Source organism: Arthrobacter sp. MP_M4, assembly GCF_035984855.1.
Lineage (GTDB): Bacteria > Actinomycetota > Actinomycetes > Actinomycetales > Micrococcaceae > Arthrobacter.
In genome coordinates, this window is sequence record NZ_JAXCHX010000006.1 from 71502 (window position 1) to 94066 (window position 22565).

Genomic DNA, 22565 nt, shown 5'->3' on the forward strand with positions numbered 1-22565 from the left:
GGGTTTTTCCGGGGAGCCGCTCATTGTGTGCCAGGCCCGGTTGTGGGGTGAGTGGTGGCGAGACCGGCGCCGCCTCTGCGCTGCCCCCTGACGCCGGCGCTGCCCGTTCACCGGTGTTCCCTGCGGGCGGCCGCCCCCCACTAGCGCCGAAGCGCGTGGAGCGCCAGTTCAAGCTCAAACCTGGCCTTCGGATCCTCCAGTGTGTCGCCAAACAGTTCGCGCAGCTGCGCCGCCCGGTAGCCCACGGTCTGCGGGTGGATGCCGAGTTCTGCCGCGACAGGGGCGCGCTGGCCCCAGTGCCGCAACCAGGACAACAGCGTCTCCTCTAGCCGTTCGCGTTGCGCGGGACGCAGCGCTTCCAAGGGCGCCAGCCGGCGGTTGGCCAGCTCCGCGATCGCGGACGGTTCCGCCCCCAGAATCACCTCGGCCAGATGCTCGTCCGCCCAGATCGGTGGGTCGTCCGGGCCGTCGCGGGGCGGCAGCACCGAGGCCGCGAGCACCGCCAGGCGCAGCGAATCGGGAACTTTCTCCCAGCTGCCGGCCGGCCCCACTGCGGCGCCGCGTCCGCGCAGGACCTTGTTCAGGTCCGCCCGGGCCTGCTTGGACTGCCGTGCCGGAACCAGGGCAACGGCGTCGGTCTCGCGTTCAATGACCAGCGTTCCCGCGCCCAGCCGGAGCCGCAGCCCGGCAGACCGGTCCAGCGGCAGGGTCACCACGACCATCCTCGGTGGCAGAGACCAATCCGCCATCGCGGCCCTTTGCCGCAGGGCCGCCTCGTCCGCCTGCCCCAGCAGGAGCAGGTCAAGCAAGCCGGTACGCCGCCTGTCCACGGCGCCGGCCCGTTCGGATTGTTCAAAGGCAAACGCCTCGGCGCTGACCGCGGACAGCTCATCGATGTACGCCAGGATGGATTCACCCAGGTCCACCACCACACTTTGACCCAGATGGTGTTCCACGGAAACTCGGGACATCTCCCGGAACGTCACCCGGGCCCCCATCCGGTAGGCGCTCAGCAACGCATCCATGCTCCTGCCCTGCCGGAATTCCCCGCTCCCCAGCCCCGCCACGAGCTGCCTGCTCTCCTCCGACAGGGCGGGCAGCCGGGTTCCGGGAAGCTGCAGGAAGCGGTCCAGGGCGGCGGCCACACCACGGCGCAGCCCCCGCCCGAAGCGCCCCTCGATCGGCCTGGCATAAGCCGGTACCAGTTGCGGCACGGCTTCGATGATGGCCTCGACGATGCCCGGCATCTTGGGCCGAAGCACGTCGCTGACCTCGCGTGGCAGGGCAAGCCACGGCGGATCGTGGGTAGGGGAGGCGACGGAGCCCGTCGGAGCAGCATTCATGAGGTGAGATCCAATAAGTTGTTGCGGCGGGTTAGTTAATCCACCTCGATCGTATGCCTTGGATGAAGAAGTATGACCCGCTCTGACATAAGATTGGAAGATGATCCGGCTCCGTAAGCTGGCGCGCGCCGCATCTCTACTGACCACCCCACTAGCTCCAGAAGATATTCTGTCGCTGTTCAATCCTGTGTTTTCCGCCCGCCAACTGCGCGGCGTGGTCACTCGGGTGGTTCCAGAAACGGCCGATTCCGCCACCATATTCTTCCGTCCCGGCCACGGCTGGCAAGCGCACCTTGCCGGCCAGTGGGCCCGAATCGGCGTCGAGCTCGACGGTGTCCGCCACTGGCGGTCATATTCGCTCAGCGCCCCCGCCGGCCAGGATCCGGCCATCACCGTCAGCGACATGGGTGCCGTCTCCGGCACTCTGGTGCGCCACACCAAGCCCGGTGACGTCCTCTTCCTGGCACCGCCGCAGGGCGATTTCGTCCTTCCGGAGCATCCACGGCCGCTGCTGATGCTGACCGCCGGGAGCGGAATCACGCCGGTCATGTCGATGATCCGTACGCTCGTCCCGCACCGTCCGGATTCGGACGTCGTCCTCATCCACACGGCCCGAACTCCTGCGGACGCCATCTTCCGCGAGGAACTCGCGGAACTCGCCGACCAATTCCCCAACTTCCGCGTGATCCACTGGTTCACCAGCGAACGCGGACGGCTGGACTTTAGCTCCGTCACCGGCCTGGAGCAGCTTTGCCCGGACTGGCGCCAGCGGGCCGCCTATGCCTGCGGCCCGGAAGGCTTCCTGGACGACGCCGAGGCGCTGTGGGAGGCCGAGGCCACCACCGCGGAGCCAGGGCCGGAAGCCACCCTCGCCATTGAACGGTTCAGCACCAAACTGGCCGGCGGTGCAGGGCACGACGGCGGTCTGGTCACCTTCGAGGCGTCGGACCGTGAAGTCGACGCCGACGGTGACACCCCCCTGCTCGACGTCGGCGAGGACGCCGGCGTCCTGATGCCCAGCGGTTGCCGCATGGGCATCTGCCACAGCTGCCTTATCCCCCTCCGGGCCGGCCAGGTCCGTGACCTGCGCACGGATGAAATCCACGGCGAGCCCGGCCAACTCATCCAGACATGTGTTTCGGCAGCAGCCGGACCCGTAAACCTCGACCTCTAAGGAGTACCACCGCATGACGATTGTTTCCGACAAGCCTGACGTTTCCGAGGAAGCTGACAAGGGCGGCGCGGCCACGGCCACTGCCGCCGCGAGGACGCGGCCCGGTGCCCTCGCCGAGTCCGGCAGCCCGCTGGTCCGGCCGGACGCAGCGGCGCACCTCTCTGACGAGCAGGTGGCCGAGCTGGGCCGCGAACTCGACGCCATCAAGGACGATATCCTTGCCAAGCGCGGTGCCAGCGACGCGGCGTATATCCGCCGGGTGATCAAGGTCCAGCGCGGGCTTGAGATCACCGGCCGGGCCACCCTTCTGGTGAGCAAGCACAAAGCCGCGTGGGTCGCCGGAACGGCGATGCTTAGCTTTGCCAAGATCCTGGAAAACATGGAACTGGGCCACAACATCCTGCACGGCCAGTGGGACTGGATGCGCGACCCGGACATCCACTCCACCACCTGGGACTGGGACTTCGTCACCCCGACGCGCTCCTGGCAGCACACCCACAACGACCTGCACCACCGCTGGACCAACGTCGTGGGCAAGGACAACGACATCGGGTACAACCTGCTGCGGATGGATCCGTCGCAGGAGTGGAAGCCCTTCAACCTGGGCAACCCGTTGTACAACGCAATCCTGGCGCCGGTCTTCGAATGGGGGATCGCCCTCTACGACCTCGAATTGCCTGACTACCAAGAAGGCAAGAAGAGCAAAGAGGCCATGTCCAGGGACCTCAAGGCCCTGGGCCTCAAGGCTTTGAAGCAGTTCACCAAGGACTACGCCGCCACGCCGGCCGTCGCCATGCTGACCGGCTCCGGCAAGCAGGCGCTCTATGGCACCCTGTCCGCGAACGCGATCAGGAACGTCTGGGCGCACGCGATCATCTTCTGCGGGCACTTCCCCGACGGTACCGACACCTTCACGGAAGAGATGGTGGAAGGTGAGACCCGCGGCGACTGGTATGTCCGGCAGATGATCGGATCGGCCAACATTTCCGGGTCCAAGTTCATGCACCTGATGAGCGGCAACCTCTCGCACCAGATCGAGCACCACCTCTTCCCGGACCTGCCGTCCAACCGCTACGGCGAGGTGGCACCGAAAGTGCAGGAAATCTGCGCGCGGTACGGGCTGCCTTACACCACCGGGCCGCTGCTGAAGCAGGTCGGCTCCACCTGGGCCAAGGTCTTCAAGCTGGCGCTGCCGCCCAAGAAGGCATAGAACCACCGCTCCCGCGAGCATAAAGAGGCGCCTGCCGGCATGAACTGCTTCCCGGAAGTTGGACTGAAAAATTCAGTTCGACACCCGGGGAGCAGTTCCGCAGGGCAGGCGCCCTTTCCATGCCCCCAAGACCCTGGGCTGAAGACCCTGTCGAGTGGATGCGGCCAAATGTTCCCCGGAGCCGGACGTCAGGCCCTGACCGCCACCCCAAGAACGTGGGCCAGCCGCGGGTTCCCAGGCAGGACCGAGAAGCCGAATCGTTCAAGCCCCTGGACCGTCAGCCCTGCGCCGGCAATTCCTGCGACGGTATCCCTGTTCGGGTGGCATCCGCCGGCCAGCCGGCTCCATAACGGGGTGAGCAGGTCTTCGGCGGCGGCCAGTACCCTGCGCGTCGAACGGACGTGCTCGTAAAACAGCAACCGGCCGCCCGGGCGCAGGACCCGAACCACCTCGGCCAGGGCGACGGTCTGGTCCGCGACACTGCACAGGACCAGGCTGGAGACCACGACGTCGACGGAGGCATCCCCTGCGGGCAGCGCTTCCGCTACGCCGTCATCCACAGTGACCGGCACCGGCGCCCTGCGGGCGGCCGCCCGGGCCAGGTCACGGAGGGTGGGGTCCGGTTCAAGGGCCAGCACGCTCGATACACCAGCGGGGTAGAACGGGAACGTGGCGCCGTAGCCTGCCCCGATCTCGAGCACAGCACCGTAGGCCGCTTCCAGAAGGCGCCGCCGGTGGTCCGCGGCTCCGCGGGCATCCATCCGGGGCCCCGCGCGGGCGAAGGACCGTCCGAACGAAGGATACTGGGTGTTTTCTTCGGGCATGTGGCCCCCTTTGGTCAGCTTACGGCGGCAGGGTTGAGTTTCAGGCCCCGCAGCAGCTGGGCGTTCAAGGCCACCACGATCGTCGAGGCGGACATCAGTACGGCGCCGGCGGCGGGGGAGAGAACAATTCCGGCGAAGGCGAGTACGCCTGCGGCCAGCGGCACGGCAATGATGTTGTAGCCCGTGGCCCAGACGAGGTTCTGCCACATCTTCCGGTAGCTCGCCCGGGACAGGTCCACCATGGACAGCACCGCCCGGGGGTCGTTCCCGGCAAGGACCACGCCGGCGGATTCCACCGCAACGTCGGTGCCGCCGCCGATGGCGATCCCCACCTCGGCCCGGGCCAGGGCGGGGGAGTCATTGACGCCGTCGCCCACCATGGCAACCTTGAGGCCGCGGGCCTGGAGCTCGGCCACCTTCTTGTCCTTGTCCGCGGGCAAGACTTCGGCGAATACCTCGTCAATTCCCAGCTCCGCCGCCACCGCCTGGGCGACCTGCCGGGCGTCACCGGTGATCATGGCGACTTTGATCCCGCGGTGCTGCAGTGCCACGACAGCCTGGCGCGATTCCGGGCGCACCGCATCCTCCAGGCTCAAAGCGCCTACCACGGCATCGCCGTCGAGAACGTGGAGCACCGCAGCACCCCGGTCCCGCCAACCGGCGGTGACGGCGGCAAGTCCGGCGGGTTCCCGGGAGCCCAGTTCCCGGAGCAGGGCAGGACCGCCCACCCGGACCGTTCTGCCGTCGACCGTGGCGCGGACACCGCGGCCCGTCAGGGAAGTGAACTGGCCTGCTTGCGGGATGGAAAGTCCGCGTCCGGCACCGGCCGCAACGATCGCACGGGCGAGGGGATGTTCGCTGTCCGACTCCACCGCGGCGGCGAGGGCGAGGAGTTCGTCCCGGCCGGTGCCGTCGATGGCGGCTACGTCCTTCAGTTCCGGCGAACCCTTGGTCAGGGTCCCGGTCTTGTCGAACAGCACGACGTCGACCGTCCGCATCCGTTCCAGCGCCATCCTGTTCTTGATCAGCACGCCGGCTTGGGCTGCCCGTTCGGTGGAGATCGCGATGACGAGGGGAATGGCCAGGCCCAGGGCGTGCGGGCAGGCAATCACCAGCACTGTCACGGTGCGTTCGACGGCGTCGGGCACGCTGCCCAGCAGGGTCCACGCGATGAAGGTGATGACGCCGGACCCGGCGGCGAAGTAGAACAGGAAGGCGGCCGCTCGGTCGGCGAGGGCCTGTGCCCGGGAGGAGGATGCCTGCGCCTCGGCGACCAGCCGCTGGATCCCGGCGAGGGCGGTGTCCTCGCCGATGGCTGTTACCCGTACCCGGAGGCTGTTATCCGTGGCAATTGTTCCTGCCACCACAGGATCCCCCGGGGAGCGCAGGACGGTCTTGGACTCGCCCGTGATCATTGATTCGTCGAACTCCGCCTGTCCATCAACCACCGTGCCGTCGGCTGGCATCCGGGCGCCGGAACGGACCAGGATGGTGTCGCCGCTGCTGAGTTCGGACACGCTGATGGTCTCGGTTCCGGAGGCTGTGACGCGTTCTGCCTCATCCGGCAGCAGCGCCGCGAGGGCGTCGAGTGCACCCTGCGCGGAGCCAAGGGCGCGCATTTCGATCCAGTGTCCCAGCAGCATGATGGCCACCAGCAGGGCCAGTTCCCACCAGAAGTCGAGGTCGAAGCCGCCGATCCCCAAAGTGGTGACCCAGGAAGCGGTGAAGGCGACGGTGATGGCCATCGCGATCAGCAGCATCATTCCCGGTTTGCGGGTTCCCAGTTCATTGAGGCCGCCCTTGAGGAACGGCTGGCCGCCGTAGAGGAAGATGACTGTTCCCAGCACCGGAGAAATCCAGGCGGAGCCGGGGAACGTTGGAGGTTCGTAGCCAATCAGGTCCCCGAACATGGGGCTGAAGTAGACCACCGGCACGGCCAGGGCCAGGGTCAGCCAGAACCTGTTCTTGAACATCGCCACGCTGTGCCCGGCGTGCTGGCCGTGGCTGTGCACCAGATGCTCGTCGTCCTGCTGCTGCGGGGCTGCCCCGTCCACGCCCGGGCGCCCGCTCGCACCAGCGTCAGTGGGGGGGTGCAGCTGCTGGTCGCCGCCTGATGAGTTTCCGTGCCGGTGTTCCATGATGCGCGCTCCTGGGAAATCGTCAACATTGGGATGCAGCCCACCATACCCCTGGGGGGTATCCTTGGCAAGGTTTTCCTTGCGGTTAGCGGACCTCGATTACACCCATCATTCCCAGGTCCTCATGGTCCAGGATGTGGCAGTGATAGACCGAGCGGCCGGTAAAATCGCGGAACGCGACCCTGACCGTGGCGCGGCTGTTTGCCCGCAATATCACCACATCCCGCATGACGACGGAGTCGACCGGCTGGCCATTGTCATCGATGAGCTGCATCGGCCACACATGCAGGTGGAAGGGGTGGTCCATGGGGCTGTCGTTAACCAGCGTCCATTCCTCCACGCTTCCGGCTGCAACGATTGTGTCCGTGCGGCCTTCGCTGTAAGCCCGGCCATTGATGCTGAACTGCATCATGCCGCCCATGCCCCCGCCCATGCCGCCCGGTCCCGCGCCCATTGCCAGGACCAACTGCCGGCGCGCGGCCACGGTTGCGGTGCGGAGGTCCTCCGCGGCAGGAAAGGCCGGAAGCGCGCCGGGGGCGGCCGCGGCATCGCCGCTGACCCGCAACGTCGCCAGGGCCACCGGCCCGGCCCCGGCGGAGGGTCGCCGGCCCGTCATGCCCGGCATGGCGCCGCGGTCCTGCGGGATGGCCAGCAGGACGGAGTCGCCGGCGGCGGCGGTTACCAGAAGGTCCGCCCGGTTGCCCGGCGCCATAACGATCTCCTCCACGGTCTCGGGGGAGGGGGACCGTCCCGAATCCATCCCGAGCCGAGCCAGCACCTGGCCATCGAGCCGGAGCCGGAGGAAACGGGCCGTGCAGGCGTTGATGATCCGCCACCGTTCCCGTTCCCCCGGGCGGGCCGTCAGGACGGGACCGGGCTGGCCGTTGAGCAGCAGCAGCTCGCCTTCCCGGCCCGCCATGCGCTCCATCGACGACACGGCGGCAACGGTGCCCGCACTGTCCAGGGTGGTGTCAGAAACCAGCAGCACCCGGTCCGCACTCACCGGGATGGGCTCCGGATCCTCAACAATGATCGCCCCAAAAAGCCCCGCGAAGATTTGCCCGGCAACCATGCCGTGGTGATGCGGGTGATACCAATAGACGCCTGGCGGGTGATCCGGCGGCAGCCGGTGGCTGTAGTCGAAAGACTCCCCGGGCCTGACAACGACAAAAACATTGTCGCCGTTGGCTTGCGGAGATACATGCAGGCCGTGCACGTGCAGGTTGGTGGGTTCATCGAGGTTGTTCACCAGCCTGATGCCGAGCTCGTCGCCCGGCCGAAGGCGGAGCGTGGGACCCGGGGACGTGCCGTTGTAGCAGAGGGCCGTGGCCGGGCGGCCGCCGAGTTCCAGCTCTCCTCGGCCGGCCTCAAGCGTCAGTTGCAGCTTGCCGCCGGAGCTGCGGAGCTCGGGGGGACTGCGCAGACCGGAGCTTTTCGGGCCGCCCGCTCCACCGGGTGGTTGCGGGGTGGAGGCCAGGGACCACCACAGCCCTGCGCCGCCTGCCACCGCCGCTGCCGTGCCCGCACCGCCCAGGAGCAGGGCGCCACGGCGGCTGATCGGCTGCACTAGGGTTCCTCGCCCAGCACTTTCAGGCCCTCCCGGTACTGTTCCGCGGTCACTTCGCCCCTGGCGAAGCGTTCCTCCAGGATCAGCCGGGCCTGGCTCTTTCCGCCCTGGTACCCGGGCCCGGCCGGGGAATTCCCCGGCGGGCCGTACTGCGTGGTCCCGTAGTGTCCGGGCTGCCCGGGTCCTCCCCGGCCGGCGATGAGGCGGACCGTGAGGAGCACCAGCGCGGCGATTCCGACCAACAACAACACACCCCAGAGCCACATCCAGCCGATACCGTTGCCGTAATACCCCATCATGGCCAGATCCCTTCGCGAGCAGCCCTACCGTCCCTCCAATCCATCGTCCGCCGGACACCGGGCGGGGGGTAGGGTCCTAAGTCGCGTTTCCGGCGGCCGGCGGATCTTAGCTGATCAGCAGGCTCAGGGCTTCAGTCAGGTGCCCGACTTCCCGCACCGAAAAGCCGGCAGGCACCGGTCCCGCACCGTTCGGGCTCGCCGGAACCACGGCATGGGTGAAGCCCAGGCGGTGGGCTTCCTGGATCCGCTGGTTGATTCCAGGCACGGGACGGACCTCGCCCGCGAGACCCACCTCGCCGAACGCAATGAGGCGCTCCGGCAGGGGCTTCCTCGCTTTCGCCGAGGCCACAGCCAGCGCGACGGCGAGATCCGTGGCGGGTTCGCTCAGCTTCACGCCGCCCACGGTAGCGACGTAGGAATCGTCCTTGCTGAGCAGGCATCCGGCCCGCTGCTGGAGCACGGCCAGCAGCATGGCCACCCGGGAACTGTCCAGCCCGCTCGTAGCCCGGCGCGGCTGGCCGCTGGAACTTTCGGCCAAGAGGGACTGCACCTCCGCAAGCAGTGGCCGGCGTCCCTCCAGGGTCACCGTGATGCAGGTTCCGGACACCGGCTCCTTAGTCCGCGAAACAAACAGCCCGCTCGGATCGGCCAGGCCCACAATTCCGTCTTCATTCAAATCGAAGCAGCCGACGTCATCCGTGGGGCCGTACCGGTTCTTGACCGCGCGCAGCAGCCGCAGCCTTGAGTGGCGCTCGCCTTCGAACTGGCACACCACATCCACGAGATGCTCCAGCAAACGCGGCCCGGCGATGGAGCCGTCCTTGGTCACATGTCCCACCAGCAGGGTGGTCATGTTGCGGCGCTTGGCGGCGGCGATCAGGGAGGCGGCGACCTCCCGGACCTGCGAGACGCCGCCGGCGCTGCCTTCGACGTCCGCGCTGCTCAGCGTCTGTACGGAATCTACGATCAGCAGCCGGGGCTCGAGTTTTTCCACCTGGCCCAGCGCCTGCCCAAGGTCCGTTTCGGCCGAGAGGTAGAGCGACTCGGCGACGGCGTCGATCCGGTCTGCGCGGAGTTTGACCTGCGCTGCTGATTCCTCGCCCGTGATGTAGAGGACGTCTTGCGCGGTGCGCGCAAACTTGGCCGCTACGTCCAGCAACAGGGTTGACTTCCCGACGCCGGGCTCACCCGCCAGCAGGATCACGGCGCCGGGGACGAGTCCGCCGCCGAGCACCCGGTCAAGTTCGTCCACTCCGGTGGGCAGGAAAGCCGCGGTGGTGGCGTCCACCTCCGCGATCCGGCGGGCCGGCTCCAGAACGGTAGTGGCCGCCGTCGTGCGCGCTACAGCGTTGCCGGTTTCCTCCACGCTGCCCCAGGCCTGGCACTCGCCGCAACGACCCACCCATTTTGCCGTGGTCCAGCCGCATTCGGCGCATTTGTAGCCCGGTGCTTTGGTGGCCCGGGAAGTCTTGGTAGCCATTGCTCCACCTTATCGGCGACCTGCGACAAGCACTCTCCCGCGCGGCCGCCTCTACAGTTCCGGAAGGATGTCCCGGGCTTCGCGGGAGTCGACCCCGGCCGCTTCGAGCAGGTCCACCATCAACGGACGGAACAGCATCACCACCGTTTCGCCTTCCAGCCGCTGCACGTCCAGCAGCCGCGGGTGCAGGCGGCCGGCGATTTCGCGCAGTCCCGCCCGGGCCTTGCGCAGGTGGGCCCGGCGGGCGCCGTCGTGCACTTCCGCCAGGCCCAGCGAGAGTTCGTCGACCGCGTCGGCGGTGTCCTGCAGGACATCGGCGATGTTCTGCGTGGCCTCATCCGAGAGAGCCGCGTGATTGATGGCGCTGGTCAGGCGGCGGGCAAAAACGCGGCTGTTGCGCAGCGCCAGGTCGATGAAATCGAGGGCCTGTTCCATCTGGTCCAGTTCGTCCCGGTGCCGGCGGTAGGCCGGCGCCAGGGTGGCCACTTCGCCGGAGGCCCGCAGGGACTGGCGCATGGCGTCAACCAGGGGCTGGCAGTTCCGTCCGCGGATGAGCGCGTGCCAGGCCTGGGTGGAGTCGCTGTCGCGCAGGGCGGACGCGCATTCACGCAGCACCTCGGCCACTTCGTGCAGGAGTTTCTTCACGTCCTTGCGGGGTTCCCGGCGGGGGTCCTTCGGGATCAGGACCGTCACCAGCAGGGCGAACACGCCGCCGACGACGGCGTCGATGCTCCGGGTGAACGGTCCTCCCGCGGGCGCCGGCAACAGCACCACCAGCAGTGACTGCAGCCCCAGCTGGGTGGTGAAGATGGTGCCGCTGTCCAGGAACCTCGCCAGCAGGATCGAGAACAGGAGGACGACGGCGGCCTGCCAGATCCCGGCGCCCAGCCAGTGCAACAACAAATCACCCACCACGATGCCGATGGTGCAGCCCAATCCTACTTCGATCACCCGGCGCAGCCGGGGGTCCCGGGAAAAGCCCAGGGAGATCAGGGAGGACGTCGCGGCGAACAGCGGGCCGCTGTGGCCAAGCACGTACTCGGCGAAGGCGTAGGCGCCGACGGCACAGGCGGTCATCTGGATGGCCGGCATCAGCGAGTTCCGGCTGCGGACAAGGCCGGTGCGGATCCGGCCGCGCAGGAACCGGGCGCTTGCGGACAGTCCAGGAGCAGTGGCCATGCGCTCCAGTCTATTGGGCCGCCGGGCCGGCAGCCCGCCGGCGCGGGGCCCTACGGCTGTGACGGCACTAACGCAATGGCGGCCCGGCGGATGTAAGCCAATGTCCCGGCGTCGTTAACCCGCTGTTCATCTTGGACCGCCATCCTCGTCATCTGGGGCACATACGTTCATTGAAGGTACAAACCGTACGCATCTCTGCGCGGGCTTCTCCGGCCCGGCAAGTACTGAACATCCCTGGAAGGGGCACATCACAGTGAAGGCACTTCGCTTCGGCCGCAACGCGGCTATCGCTGTCATCGCAGCTGGCGCTCTCGCGCTGACCGCCTGCGGTTCGGACAACGCAACCAACACGGCCCAGCCCGCCGCGCCGTCCGCCTCGGGCCCGCAGGTTACCGGCACCCTGACGGGCATCGGTTCCTCCGCCCAGGGCGCTGCCATGGACGTGTGGAAGACCAACTTCGCCTCCGCGAACCAGGGCGCCAATGTCCAGTACTCCCCGGACGGTTCCGGTGCGGGCCGCAAGGCCATCCTGGACGGCTCCGCCCAGTTCGCCGGCTCCGATGCCTTCCTCAAAGATGAGGAGTTCGCAAGCTCCAAGACCACGTGCGGCCCCGACGGCGCCCTCAACATCCCGGTCTACATTTCCCCGATCGCCGTGGCCTTCAACCTGCCCGACATCAAGGAACTGAAGCTCGACGCCGCCACCGTCGCCAAGATCTTCCGCGGCGGAATCACCAACTGGAACGACCCCGCCATCGCCGCGATGAACCCTGACGCGAAGCTTCCGGACCTCGCGGTCACCCCGGTGAACCGCTCCGATGACTCCGGCACCACCCAGAACTTCACCGACTACCTGGCCGCCGCTGCCCCCGAGGCCTGGACCGACAAGGCCGCCGGCATCTGGCCCGCGGCCCTCCAGGGCGAGAACGCCAAGGGCACCTCCGGTGTGGTCAAGACTGTCACCGACACCCCGGGCGCCGTGACCTACGCCGATGACTCCGCTGTGAGCGGCAAGCTGGGCGTGGCACAGATCAAGGTGGGCGAATCCTTCACCAAGATTTCCGCCGAAGCTGCCGCCAAGGCCGTCGACGCCGGCAAGCCGGTCGAGGGCCGCACCGCCAACGACCTCTCGATCAAGCTGGACCGCACCACCACGATTGAGGGCGCGTACCCCGTGGTCCTGGTTTCCTTCCACGTTGTCTGCAGCACCTACGCGGACCAGAAGACCGCGGACCTGGTGAAGGCGTTCGAGAGCTACGTCGTCTCCGACGCCGGGCAGACGGCAGCCGCCGACGCTGCCAAGTCCGCCCCGCTGTCCAAGACGCTGCAGGACAAGGCCCTCAAGTCCATTGAGAGCATCAAGGTCAAGTCCTAGGTTCCTGACGCTGGCGGGCACGGTGGCAACACCAGCCTGACCCTGGTTCCCTGTTCCGTTACGGCTGTCACCGACGGCCCTGACGGGGCAGGGAACCAGCGTGTTTGTCCGAAGTACACCAAGATCTGAAGGATCGTGAAGTGACCACCACCTCCCTGACCACGTCCCGGGGCGCAGGCCGCGCCGGAGATAAGGTCTTTTCCGCTGCTACCCTGGCCGCCGGATGCCTGATCCTGGCCGTGCTCTTCGGCGTGGCGCTTTTCCTCGTCATTCAGGCTTTCCCCGCCCTCGTGGCCTCTCCGGACAAGATCCAGGGCGGTGAAGGCTTTTTCGCGTACATCTGGCCGATCGTCATCGGCACGTTGATCGCCGCCGTGATCGCCCTCGTCATCGCGACACCGGTCGCGATCGGCGTCGCGCTGTTCATCTCGCACTTCGCCCCGCGCAAGCTCGCCTCCGGCCTCGGCTACGTGGTGGACCTGCTGGCGGCCATCCCGTCTGTGGTCTACGGTGCCTGGGGTGCAGCATTCCTCGCCAAGGAAATCTCCCCGGCCTACGACTGGCTGGCCGGCAACCTGGGCTGGCTGCCGATTTTCCAGGGCCCGGCCTCGGCCACGGGCAAGACCATCCTTACCGCGGGAATCGTGCTGTCCGTCATGATCCTGCCCATCATCGCCTCGCTCAGCCGTGAAATCTTCCTGCAGACCCCCAAGCTGCACGAGGAGGCCGCGCTCGCGCTCGGTGCCACCCGCTGGGAAATGATCCGGATGGCCGTCCTGCCGTTCGGCCGCCCCGGTATCGTCAGCGCGGTCATGCTTGGCCTGGGCCGCGCCCTCGGCGAGACCATGGCAGTCGCGCTCGTCTTGTCCTCCGGCGCCCTCACTGCGAGCCTTATCCAGTCCGGCAACCAGACCATCGCCGCCGAAATCGCGCTCAACTTCCCGGAGGCCAGCGGCCTGAAGGTCAACACGCTCATCGCGGCCGGCCTGGTCCTGTTCGTCATCACCCTCGCCGTGAACATGGTCGCGCGCTGGATCATCGGCCGGCACAAAGAATTCTCGGGAGCCAATTAAATGACAGCCACACTGACCCCCGTCAAGAAGCGCTCCGCCCTCACGAAGGGCCAGCTCCCGAAGTGGGCCCCCTACTTAGTGCTGGGTATCGCGCTGGTTCTCGGCGCCGCCGTCCTGGCCCTGATCGGTTTCAACGCCCTCGGCTGGGGCATCGTCTCCGCAGTCTTCTTCGCCGCCGGCCTTGTCGGCTGGAGCGCCGCAGTGGAAGGTTCGCGCCGCGCGAAGGACAAGCTGGCCACCTGCCTGGTGGTGGGTGCGTTCCTGATTGCTCTGCTGCCTCTGATCTCCGTGGTCTGGACGGTCCTGGTCAACGGCTTTCCCGGCCTCACGGACCCCGGCTTTCTCACCACCTCCATGAACGGGGTCACCGGGGCTTTCGATAACAAGAGCGTCGAAGACGGCGCGCCGGTGGTCGGCGGCATCTTCCATGCCCTGCTCGGCACGCTCATGATCACGGCACTGGCGACCGCGATCTCCGTGCCCGTCGGCCTGCTGACCGCCGTCTACCTTGTGGAATACGGGAACGACCGCCCCCTCGCCCGCGCCATCACTTTCTTCGTGGACGTGATGACCGGCATCCCCTCGATCGTTGCCGGGCTTTTCTCGGCGGCCTTCTTTTTCGCCGTCGTCGGGCCAGGCACCAAGACCGGTGTGGTCGCCGCCGTCGCGCTCTCGGTGTTGATGATCCCCGTGGTGGTCCGCTCCAGCGAGGAAATGCTCAAGATCGTCCCCAACGAACTCCGCGAGGCTGCCTATGCCCTGGGCGTCCGCAAGTGGCGCACCATCCTCAAAGTGGTCGTCCCCACGGCGATCTCCGGCATCGCTTCCGGCGTCACCCTCGCAATTGCGCGGGTGATCGGGGAAACCGCCCCGATTCTGGTCACGGCGGGATTCGCCACGTCAATCAACTACAACGTGTTCGGCGGCTGGATGGCCTCGCTGCCCACGTTCATCTACTCGCAGATCCTGAACCCCACCTCACCGTCCAACCCGGATCCGTCCTCCCAGCGCGCCTGGGGCGCCGCCCTGGTCCTGATCATCCTGGTGATGCTGCTCAACCTCGGCGCCCGCCTCATTGCCCGCATCTTCGCCCCCAAGACCGGCCGCTGACCCGCCATGGCCGCCCCGCTCTTCAGCCCGTACCTCCAGCAAGTGAAGGAACATCATGTCTAAGCGCATCGACGTCAAAGACCTGAACGTCTACTACAGCAAATTCCTGGCCGTCGAAGACGTCAACATCAACATCGAAGCCAAGTCCGTCACGGCCTTCATCGGCCCTTCCGGCTGCGGCAAATCCACGTTCCTGCGCACCCTGAACCGGATGCACGAGGTAATCCCCGGCGCCCGCGTCGAAGGTGAGGTGCTGCTCGACGGCGACAACCTGTACGGCCCCGGCGTGGACCCGGTCACCGTCCGGTCGCAGATCGGCATGGTATTCCAGCGGCCCAACCCGTTCCCCACGATGTCCATCCGCGACAACGTCCTCGCCGGTGTGAAGCTGAACAACCAAAAGATCTCCAAAGGCGAAGCGGACGTGCTGGTGGAGCGTTCCCTGCAGGGCGCCAACCTCTGGAACGAGGTCAAGGACCGGCTGGCCAAGCCCGGCTCCGGCCTGTCCGGCGGCCAGCAGCAGCGGCTCTGCATCGCCCGGGCCATCGCCGTGGAACCGCAGGTCATCCTGATGGATGAGCCCTGCTCCGCGCTGGACCCGATCTCCACCCTGGCCATTGAGGACCTCATCAACGAACTCAAAGACCAGTACACCGTGGTGATTGTGACCCACAACATGCAGCAGGCCGCCCGGGTGTCCAACAAGACGGCGTTTTTCAACATCGCCGGCACCGGCAAACCGGGCAAGCTGATTGAGTACGGCGACACGCACACCATGTTCAGCAACCCCACCGAGAAAGCCACCGAGGACTACGTCTCCGGCCGCTTCGGCTAAAGCCGGGCTTAAAGCTCGGTAAGCGGTGACAGGGACAGGCACAGTACGAAGGCCACTGCCGCCGTCGCCAGCGGGGTAAGGACCCAGAAGGTCAGGATCCGGAGAACCACCCTCCGGTTGGTGGCGCGGAAACTCTGGTTGGAGCCGGCCCCCAGAACGGCGGACGTCACCGTGTGGGTCGTGGAAACGGGCCACTGCAGCCCCACCGCGCCGACCAACAGGATGGCCGAGCTGAACAGCTGCGCGACTGAGCCCCGCAGGGGGTCCATCCGGATCAGCCGGTAGCCGATCGTGTAGGAGATACGCCAGCCCCCGGCCAGGGTGCCGGCGGTCAGCAGGGCCGCTGTGAACAGTGCAACCCACACCGGCAGGTCGCCGCCGTCGGACAGGCCGGAAGCCAGCAGCGCGAGGACCAGGACGGCGCTGGTGCGCTGGCCGTCCTGGAGGCCATGGGCGAAGGCCACCGCGCCGCTGGCAATGCTCTGGGCCGTCCGTGAGCGGCCGTTCACCACGTTCGGTGGCGTGTACCGCGCAGCCCACGTCGCGGGCCAGACCAGCACGTAGGCGCCGGCGAAGGCAAGCAGCGGTGAGAGCAGCAACGGAAGCGCCACCTGGAAGAGCAGCGACGTGTCACTGCCCCCCACGGCGTTCCCGCCGGCGGCAACGCTCGCGATCCCGGCGCCCGCCAGCCCCCCCACCAGGGCATGGGTCGAGGACGACGGCATCCCCCGCCACCAGGTGAATATCCCCCACAGCACGGCACTGAGCAGCCCGGCCATCAGAATGGTCAGCCCGTTCACGCCGGCGGGCAACTGCACCCAGGCTTTGCTGACGGCCAGGGCCAGCCCGGCGCTCAGCCCGGAACCGATGAAGTTGAAAAGTGCGGCCAGCAGCACCGCGATGGTGGGCGTGAGGGCACGGGTCCGGACGGCCAGCGCCACGGACGCCGAAGCGTCCCTAAACCCGTTCAGGAAGGCGAATGCCCCGGCGAAGACCACCACCAGGGCAAACAGGAAGATGGCCACGTCAGGATTCCTTGACGATGATGCTGCCCACCTGTGTCGCGATCCTGCGCATCTCCCGGGTAACCCCCACAAGCTGGTCGGCGATATCCCGGTTCCGTGCGTACCGCGCTGGTTTCATTTCCTGAAGCATGTCCGCAACCCAGACGCGGTGGGAGCGTTCCGCGCGCTTGGCGAGGCGGAGCACCTCGATCCAGTAGTCCTCAAGGTCGTCCAGATTATCCAGCTTCCGCATGGCCTCGACGGTGAGCTCTGCCTGCCTGCTGATGATTTCCAGCTGGTCTGCGGCGCGCTTGGGCAGACGGTCCAGCTGGTACAAGGACACCAGCTCAGCGGCGGCATCGAGTTTTTCCATCGCGTCATTGAGGAACCGGGAGAGGGCGTACATGTCCTCGCGGGGGAGCGGGTTCACAAACGAGGTCCGCATGTGTGTCAGCAGCGCGAAGTGCAGCTCCGCGGACTTGGCCTCGTGGTTGTGCATGTCCTCGACCAGCCGGGCATTCTCACTGGCCGGTGCGCCGAGAATCTCCGAGAGGGTGCCGGTGGCGAGCGCAATTTGGCCTGCCAGCTGGGCAAGGAGGTTCAGCCCGGCGGGCTCCTGGGGGAAAAGGCGCAGCTTCACGTGTGATTACCGGTCTTCGGGAGGGAGGTGCACGGGTGATGTCTGCCGGGCGTGTGAAGTGGTGCTGACCGGCGCATGAGAATTACTTTACCGTCCGGCCTGCACGGGGGCATGAAGATGGTGCCGAACCGGATACGCCTCTCGGCGGTAGGCCGCTCTAGGCGGCTAGATGTTGAAGCCCGGGGGTTTCGCGGTTCGGCACCGCTTTTAGTTTTCTACGTGGCCGGAGACAAGTCAACATTGACAGTCCGTGGGCTGCGTGCCTAGTGGCGGCAGGCCGGTTCAGTCCAGCTCGCCCCGCCGCCAGGCGTGGGCGGCGTGTTCGAGGTCCTCCGCGGTTTTAACCAGAAGATGCGAATTGCGCGTGAGTTTGCTCGCGTGGCTCTCATTGCTGTGCTCGGCGCCGTCGGCGAGCGTGGCCTGGCCCAGGGCCACCACCCGGCAAAATGCGGCGGAACGTTCCAACGCGACGTCGAACTCGCCGTCGAACGCGCCGGAGAGAATGGCGTCCGCCATGGATTTCATTTCGTCCGCTCCGGGCGGCTCGGCGGCACCGGCCACCACGTGTGAGACCTGCGCGGTGTCTTTGCCGGCCCGGAAATAGACGGAGATCCGCTCGGGATCCCGAATCGTGGCGGCGCGAAGGGCATACAGCCGCCAGAGGGCACCCGGCAGCGAGCGGGCCGGGCTTTCTGCCCACATTTCGGCGATCGCTTCCAGGCCTTGCTCATCGGCGAGCTTCACGAGCCGCTTCGTCACCACGGGATCGTCGCTGTCGCGTCCACGGCGCACCAGTGCCTGGGCGGCGAGGTGCGCCGCTTCGGAGACGCGCGCGGGATCGGCGCCGCCCGCGAAGGGCTCAAAATCGCTGGGGGCGAAAGGCTTCGGCTTGTGGTGCCGGTGCGGTCCTGGGGCGCTGGATCCTGCTTGCTCGCTCATGCCACCACGCTACTCCAGTGCTGGCGGGGAATCGAGCGTGCCAACCGGCGGTCCCGGCCCCGTCCGGCACCTGTTCCCCGCACCCGTTTCCGGCGTCCGACGGCCGTGTCCGCGCCCCGATGCGCAAAATGCGCCCAGGTCTGGGGTACAGTATTAACGTCCAGAAATGGACTGGGCTGATCGGCCTTTGGACAGCGGATTTATCCACTGTTTGAGGACTTCAGCTGGGGCCTTTAGCTCAGTTGGTAGAGCATCGGACTTTTAATCCGTGGGTCGTGGGTTCGATCCCCACAGGGCCCACCCGCCAAGCAGGCCAGAGGCAGATGTCCTCTGGCCTGCTTTTGTTTGTCACCAGCCCCGCAGGCCCGGCTCTACGGACGGCCCGGCCGCCGGCAGCACAGGGACCACCGGGAATACCCCGGCAACAGGGAACCTTGACCTGATGAGGGAGCGGCCCGGCTCCCGCCGGGAGAGGATCCTTATGTCAACAGCTTTCATTCCCTTCACCATGACCGCCACGGTGCGGGACGGTGGCCGGGAATCCTTCCGGACCGAGGTCGAATTAATTTCTTCGACGCGGCTGGGCTGCGCCCGCATGGATGTCCTGCGGTCCACAAACGTCGAGGCGACCTTCCGCGGCGTCATTCCGGAAAGCGAACATACAGTCGACGGCGCGAGCCTCGCACGGCTTCTCCAGGGTCGCCTCGCGTCGGAAAAGGGTATTTACCTGGACGTTGCCGTCAGCATCGAGGACTAGGGGAGCCAGGCTCCTGGATCAGCCCGTGCGTTGGGAAAGTACGGTCGGCGAGTAATCAGTTCGGCTAGGATTGCCGGATGAATGAGCAGAAACCCGCCGGCTCCGGGTACTGGTACGGCCCTGACGACAGGCTTGATCCGCCGGGCGCGGTCCTGCAGGCGCTGCGGGACTACCGCAATGTGGAGGTCGCCCGGCGACGCTCCACGCGGGATTCGATGGGAATGGGCGAGACTGACCTGCTGGCACTCCGGTACCTGCTGCGCGCCCAGGCCGGTGGCGGGAGGGTGGGCCCGAAAGACTTGAGCCGCATGCTGGGAATCACCACTGCCTCCACTACGTCGCTGATCGACCGGCTCGTGGGCACCGGTCACGTTCGCCGGGAGCCGCATCCCACCGACCGGCGCTCACTGGTGATCGTCCCGACGGCAGCAACCGATGTTGAAGTCCGGGCCACGCTGGGTTCCCTGCACCAGAGAATGATGGCTGTCGCCGAGAGTCTCACCGCGGATGAGGCGCGGATTGTGGTGAGTTTTCTACAGCGGATGGGTGAGGCCATGACCGAACCGCGGAGTGTCCCGGAAGGGTAGTTGCCCAGAGTAGTTAGATTGTCTAGTTATATGTATGCTTACTAACTATGTCTGATATTTGTTTTCCCGGTGGACTGGTGGCCGAGCTGGCGCCCGCTGCTGCTGCGCCTGCCCTGTCGCTGGCAGCGCCCATCCACTGCGGGATGCCGATGGAGTGGAAGACACCGGGCGCCGCCGCCATGTCCGTGTACTCCTTCTCACCTCCCGATGCCGCAATTGAATTGCCGCCGCTCTGGCGCTGCGCCTGCGGCTTCCAGCGAGACGGAGTTCTCCCCGCGCCGGCCATCGCGGCCGAACGAAGCCGGTGAACGCTCCGCGCTCCGCTGTAACTGATCGGCCCGCATGCCTCCGTACGCCCGCAACCCCCCTGAGCTCGGCGCCGCTTGGGTGTCCGTGCTGACGGCCATGGCGGTCAGAGACTCCCCAGTGCGGCCCTCGGCGGCAAGGCAAACAGACCCGCAGCGAAGCTTGTCCGCGCGTACTGAGCCCGCCCGCACGCACTGACAGTCAATGCCGCAGGATCACGCCTGCTGGTTGGCGGTGGGAGCAAAGCCAACCACAGCGCGGTTGCGCCCGGCGGCCTTCGCTGCGTACAGGGCCCGGTCTGCTTCCCGGAGCAGGCGCTGCAGACCGGCGTTCCGGTCGAGGGCGTCGACGACGCCGAAGCTTGCCGTCGGCGCGGCAGTGCCGGCGGGCAGGGCGCTGAGTTTCGCCAGCTCGGCGTTGATCCGCTCCGCGACGCGGACGCCTTCGCCTGAGTTGACGCCGTCGAGCAGCAGTGCGAACTCCTCGCCGCCGTAGCGGCCCACAAGGTCAGCATCCCGGACCGCGAGGCGGCAGGCCACCGCGAAAGCCCGGATGACGCCGTCGCCCGCATCATGGCCGAATCGGTCGTTGATGGTCTTGAAATGGTCCAGATCCGCCATCACAATGGCCGTGTCCACGCCCGCCGCGATGTTGGTCCGGAACCTGTGCTGGGCCTGGCGCATAAATGCCTCCCGGTTCAGCAGGCCGGTGAGCCCGTCGCGGTAGGCCAGTTCCTGCAGGTTCTCGGTCCGGCGGGCGTAGTTCAGTGACGTGATGCTGGAGGAGACAACCACCAGCAGAACCATGGCCATCAGCAGGGTCACACCGGTACCGAAGAGCCCCTGGAACAGCGGATCCGACGGGCCGAGGACGGCAAGCCCCACCGTCCGGCTCAGGTAATAGACGGCGCAGCCGGCCGTTGCGACGGCCAGGGACCGGACCAGGTGCCAGGATGCTTCCCGTTCGCGCCACAGCTCCACGGAGGCCAGGCCAATCGCCGTTCCCATCAGAGCCAGGAGCGCGACGTTGCCGAACCTCGCGTTGGCGGAATCGCGCACCGCAAGATCGATGGCCAGGGCGGCTGTTGCAGGGATGCCCAGGAGCCAGGGACGGATTCGGCGGCCCGCCAGCGAACGGGTGCCTGCCCAGACGCAACCGGCGCCAAGCACCATCACGCCGTTTCCCACGCTCGCGGCCCAGGCCACGGCCTGCCCCTCCCCCAAAAAGTAGAAGACGGCGCCGGAAAAGAAGGCGGCGACAGCCCAGCACCACCAGCCGGCAAAGGAGGCGCGGCTCTTGCGGTAGGTGTCGAAGTAGAACAAGACCAGCATTGTCAGCGTCATCACGGCGAAACCGACCATGAGCGTTGACCTGTCGAGCACGACCATAACGTGAAAGTCTTCCCAGCTGCCGGAGCGGCCCTCCCCATGGTCCTTCGGCGTAGTTCCCCCCGGATCAGGCCCCGGCTGGCACTAGTCTCGCAGAACGCGTCCCGGCCGCCCAACGCAGTCCCACATCCAGGACAACGCCGGCTGTCCCCGAATCCGGGTTCCGGGGTGCAAGATGGTGCAATGGATGCCGTCGTTGCCCTGAACGAGATCGCCTTCTGGCTCGAACGCGAGCTCGCCCCGACCTTCAAGGTCCAGGCCTTCCGGAAGGCCGCCGGAATCATTGCCGATCTTGCGCCGGAGGACCTGGCGGCCAGGGCCAGGGACGGCCGGCTCAAGAGAACCAAAGGCATCGGCGACCGCACCTTCCAGGTCATCAGTGAAGCTCTCGACGGCGGGGTGCCGGAGTACCTGGACGGCCTGCGGACCCGGGGCGCCCAGCCGCTGGCGGCAGGCGGTCAGGAGATTTTGGCTGCCCTCCGCGGCGACCTGCACAGCCACAGCGACTGGTCCGACGGCGGGTCCCCGATCCAGGCCATGGTGGACGCCGCGAGGTTGCTGGGCCGCGAGTACCTGGCGTTGACCGACCATTCGCCGAACCTGAAGATCGCCAATGGGCTCAGTGCCGAGCGGTTGTCCGAGCAACTCGCGATCGTCGCGGGGATCAACGCAGACGGCGACGGCGGCTTCCGGCTGCTGCGGGGCATCGAGGTCGACATCCTTGAGGACGGCAGTCTGGATCAGACTCCGGAGATGCTCAATAGCTTGGACATTGTGGTGGCCAGCGTGCACTCGAAGCTTCGCTCGGACAAGCGCACCATGACCCGGCGGATGCTCGGCGCGATCACCGACCCGCACACGAACGTGCTCGGGCACTGCACAGGCCGCCTCGTTCAAGGCGGCCGGGGAACGCGGCCGGCGTCGGAGTTTGACGCCCAGAAGGTCTTCGCCGCCTGCGCGGAAAACGACGTCGCCGTTGAAATCAACTCACGGCCCGAACGCCAGGATCCGCCCGGCGCCCTGATCGAACTGGCCCTCGATGCGGGCTGCCTTTTCAGTATCGACAGCGACGCCCACGCCCCGGGGCAGCTTGATTTCCTGCAATACGGCGCCGAGCGCGCCGAACGCCACGGCGTCCCCGTGGCGCGGATCATCAACACCTGGCCCCTGGAGCGTCTGCTGGAGTGGTCGGGCGCAGAGAGCTGACCGCCGCCGCGCCGCGCACGGACATGCCCATCCGCCGCCAAGCCCGCTGGACATAGCCCGGTTATGACCACTCCTGGGTGTGGAAAACGGGCATGCCCGTTCTTTAGGGCGGGGAACGGGCATGCCCGTTC

General features: G+C 67.0%; 21 protein-coding genes and 1 tRNA gene. 11 read left to right on the forward strand and 11 right to left on the reverse strand.

The window, feature by feature from the left end; genetic code table 11:
• Positions 1-140: 140 nt before the first annotated feature.
• Positions 141-1343, reverse strand: a complete 1203-nt coding sequence (locus RCH15_RS07435; RefSeq protein WP_326959567.1) for a PucR family transcriptional regulator — start codon at positions 1341-1343, stop codon at positions 141-143.
• 100 nt (positions 1344-1443) lie between these two features.
• On the opposite strand from RCH15_RS07435, the gene RCH15_RS07440 reads away from it, so the two are divergent.
• On the forward strand, positions 1444-2517 hold the full coding sequence (locus RCH15_RS07440; protein WP_326959569.1) for a ferredoxin reductase: 1074 nt from the start codon (positions 1444-1446) through the stop codon (positions 2515-2517).
• A gap of 13 nt (positions 2518-2530) precedes the next feature.
• Positions 2531-3727: a fatty acid desaturase family protein gene (locus RCH15_RS07445; protein WP_326959570.1), complete on the forward strand. Its 1197-nt coding sequence runs from the start codon at positions 2531-2533 to the stop codon at positions 3725-3727.
• Positions 3728-3915: 188 nt separating this feature from the next.
• Here the strand turns inward: RCH15_RS07445 and RCH15_RS07450 are convergent, their stop codons facing one another.
• The 6 genes from RCH15_RS07450 to RCH15_RS07475 all read right to left on the reverse strand — a co-directional run bounded on the left by RCH15_RS07450 (position 3916) and on the right by RCH15_RS07475 (position 11214).
• Positions 3916-4551 carry a class I SAM-dependent methyltransferase gene (locus RCH15_RS07450; RefSeq protein WP_326959572.1) on the reverse strand — a complete coding sequence of 212 codons (636 nt, stop codon included), beginning with the start codon at positions 4549-4551 and terminating at the stop codon, positions 3916-3918.
• 14 nt (positions 4552-4565) lie between these two features.
• Complete coding sequence (locus RCH15_RS07455) at positions 4566-6689, reverse strand: copper-translocating P-type ATPase (RefSeq protein WP_326959574.1); 2124 nt, start codon at positions 6687-6689, stop codon at positions 4566-4568.
• Positions 6690-6774: 85 nt separating this feature from the next.
• The gene (locus RCH15_RS07460) at positions 6775-8256 is read right to left on the reverse strand and encodes a multicopper oxidase family protein (protein WP_326959576.1); all 1482 of its coding nucleotides are present in this window, start codon (positions 8254-8256) and stop codon (positions 6775-6777) included.
• The gene (locus RCH15_RS07465; RefSeq protein WP_326959578.1) at positions 8256-8555 is read right to left on the reverse strand and encodes an SHOCT domain-containing protein; all 300 of its coding nucleotides are present in this window, start codon (positions 8553-8555) and stop codon (positions 8256-8258) included. The genes RCH15_RS07460 and RCH15_RS07465 overlap by 1 nt, the downstream gene beginning before the upstream one ends.
• A gap of 106 nt (positions 8556-8661) precedes the next feature.
• Complete coding sequence (gene radA / locus RCH15_RS07470) at positions 8662-10035, reverse strand: DNA repair protein RadA (RefSeq protein ID WP_326959579.1); 1374 nt, start codon at positions 10033-10035, stop codon at positions 8662-8664.
• A 51-nt stretch (positions 10036-10086) separates the two neighbouring features.
• Positions 10087-11214: an FUSC family protein gene (locus RCH15_RS07475; RefSeq protein WP_326959581.1), complete on the reverse strand. Its 1128-nt coding sequence runs from the start codon at positions 11212-11214 to the stop codon at positions 10087-10089.
• A 253-nt stretch (positions 11215-11467) separates the two neighbouring features.
• On the opposite strand from RCH15_RS07475, the gene pstS reads away from it, so the two are divergent.
• The 4 genes from pstS to pstB all read left to right on the forward strand — a co-directional run bounded on the left by pstS (position 11468) and on the right by pstB (position 15607).
• Positions 11468-12589, forward strand: a complete 1122-nt coding sequence (gene pstS, locus RCH15_RS07480; RefSeq protein ID WP_326959583.1) for a phosphate ABC transporter substrate-binding protein PstS — start codon at positions 11468-11470, stop codon at positions 12587-12589.
• 140 nt (positions 12590-12729) lie between these two features.
• Entirely contained in the window at positions 12730-13662 is a 933-nt protein-coding gene (gene pstC / locus RCH15_RS07485; RefSeq protein ID WP_326959584.1) for a phosphate ABC transporter permease subunit PstC, read from the forward strand.
• A complete protein-coding gene (gene pstA, locus RCH15_RS07490) occupies positions 13663-14772 on the forward strand; it encodes a phosphate ABC transporter permease PstA (RefSeq protein WP_326959586.1) in 1110 nt (369 codons plus the stop codon).
• A 55-nt stretch (positions 14773-14827) separates the two neighbouring features.
• Positions 14828-15607 carry a phosphate ABC transporter ATP-binding protein PstB gene (gene pstB / locus RCH15_RS07495; protein WP_326959588.1) on the forward strand — a complete coding sequence of 260 codons (780 nt, stop codon included), beginning with the start codon at positions 14828-14830 and terminating at the stop codon, positions 15605-15607.
• Between the two features lie 8 nt (positions 15608-15615).
• Here pstB and RCH15_RS07500 read toward each other — a convergent pair whose 3' ends face one another.
• The 3 genes from RCH15_RS07500 to RCH15_RS07510 all read right to left on the reverse strand — a co-directional run bounded on the left by RCH15_RS07500 (position 15616) and on the right by RCH15_RS07510 (position 18190).
• The gene (locus tag RCH15_RS07500; RefSeq protein ID WP_326959590.1) at positions 15616-16632 is read right to left on the reverse strand and encodes an inorganic phosphate transporter; all 1017 of its coding nucleotides are present in this window, start codon (positions 16630-16632) and stop codon (positions 15616-15618) included.
• A gap of 1 nt (position 16633) precedes the next feature.
• Positions 16634-17251 (reverse strand): DUF47 domain-containing protein, encoded by a 618-nt coding sequence (locus tag RCH15_RS07505; RefSeq protein WP_326959592.1) that lies wholly within the window; start codon positions 17249-17251, stop codon positions 16634-16636.
• Between the two features lie 282 nt (positions 17252-17533).
• The gene (locus RCH15_RS07510) at positions 17534-18190 is read right to left on the reverse strand and encodes a hypothetical protein (RefSeq protein ID WP_326959594.1); all 657 of its coding nucleotides are present in this window, start codon (positions 18188-18190) and stop codon (positions 17534-17536) included.
• Between the two features lie 227 nt (positions 18191-18417).
• Here RCH15_RS07510 and RCH15_RS07515 point away from each other — a divergent pair.
• The 4 genes from RCH15_RS07515 (at position 18418) to RCH15_RS07530 (ending at position 19842) form a co-directional block, all read left to right on the forward strand.
• Positions 18418-18490, forward strand: a tRNA-Lys gene (locus RCH15_RS07515).
• Between the two features lie 181 nt (positions 18491-18671).
• Positions 18672-18947 (forward strand): hypothetical protein, encoded by a 276-nt coding sequence (locus RCH15_RS07520; protein ID WP_326959596.1) that lies wholly within the window; start codon positions 18672-18674, stop codon positions 18945-18947.
• A 77-nt stretch (positions 18948-19024) separates the two neighbouring features.
• Entirely contained in the window at positions 19025-19534 is a 510-nt protein-coding gene (locus RCH15_RS07525; protein WP_326959598.1) for a MarR family winged helix-turn-helix transcriptional regulator, read from the forward strand.
• A gap of 47 nt (positions 19535-19581) precedes the next feature.
• Complete coding sequence (locus RCH15_RS07530) at positions 19582-19842, forward strand: hypothetical protein (protein ID WP_326959600.1); 261 nt, start codon at positions 19582-19584, stop codon at positions 19840-19842.
• Between the two features lie 213 nt (positions 19843-20055).
• Here RCH15_RS07530 and RCH15_RS07535 read toward each other — a convergent pair whose 3' ends face one another.
• Positions 20056-21228: a GGDEF domain-containing protein gene (locus tag RCH15_RS07535; RefSeq protein ID WP_326959602.1), complete on the reverse strand. Its 1173-nt coding sequence runs from the start codon at positions 21226-21228 to the stop codon at positions 20056-20058.
• A gap of 183 nt (positions 21229-21411) precedes the next feature.
• Here RCH15_RS07535 and RCH15_RS07540 point away from each other — a divergent pair, with 183 nt between their 5' ends.
• Positions 21412-22434 (forward strand): PHP domain-containing protein, encoded by a 1023-nt coding sequence (locus RCH15_RS07540; RefSeq protein WP_326959604.1) that lies wholly within the window; start codon positions 21412-21414, stop codon positions 22432-22434.
• The last annotated feature ends 131 nt before the right edge of the window (positions 22435-22565 follow it).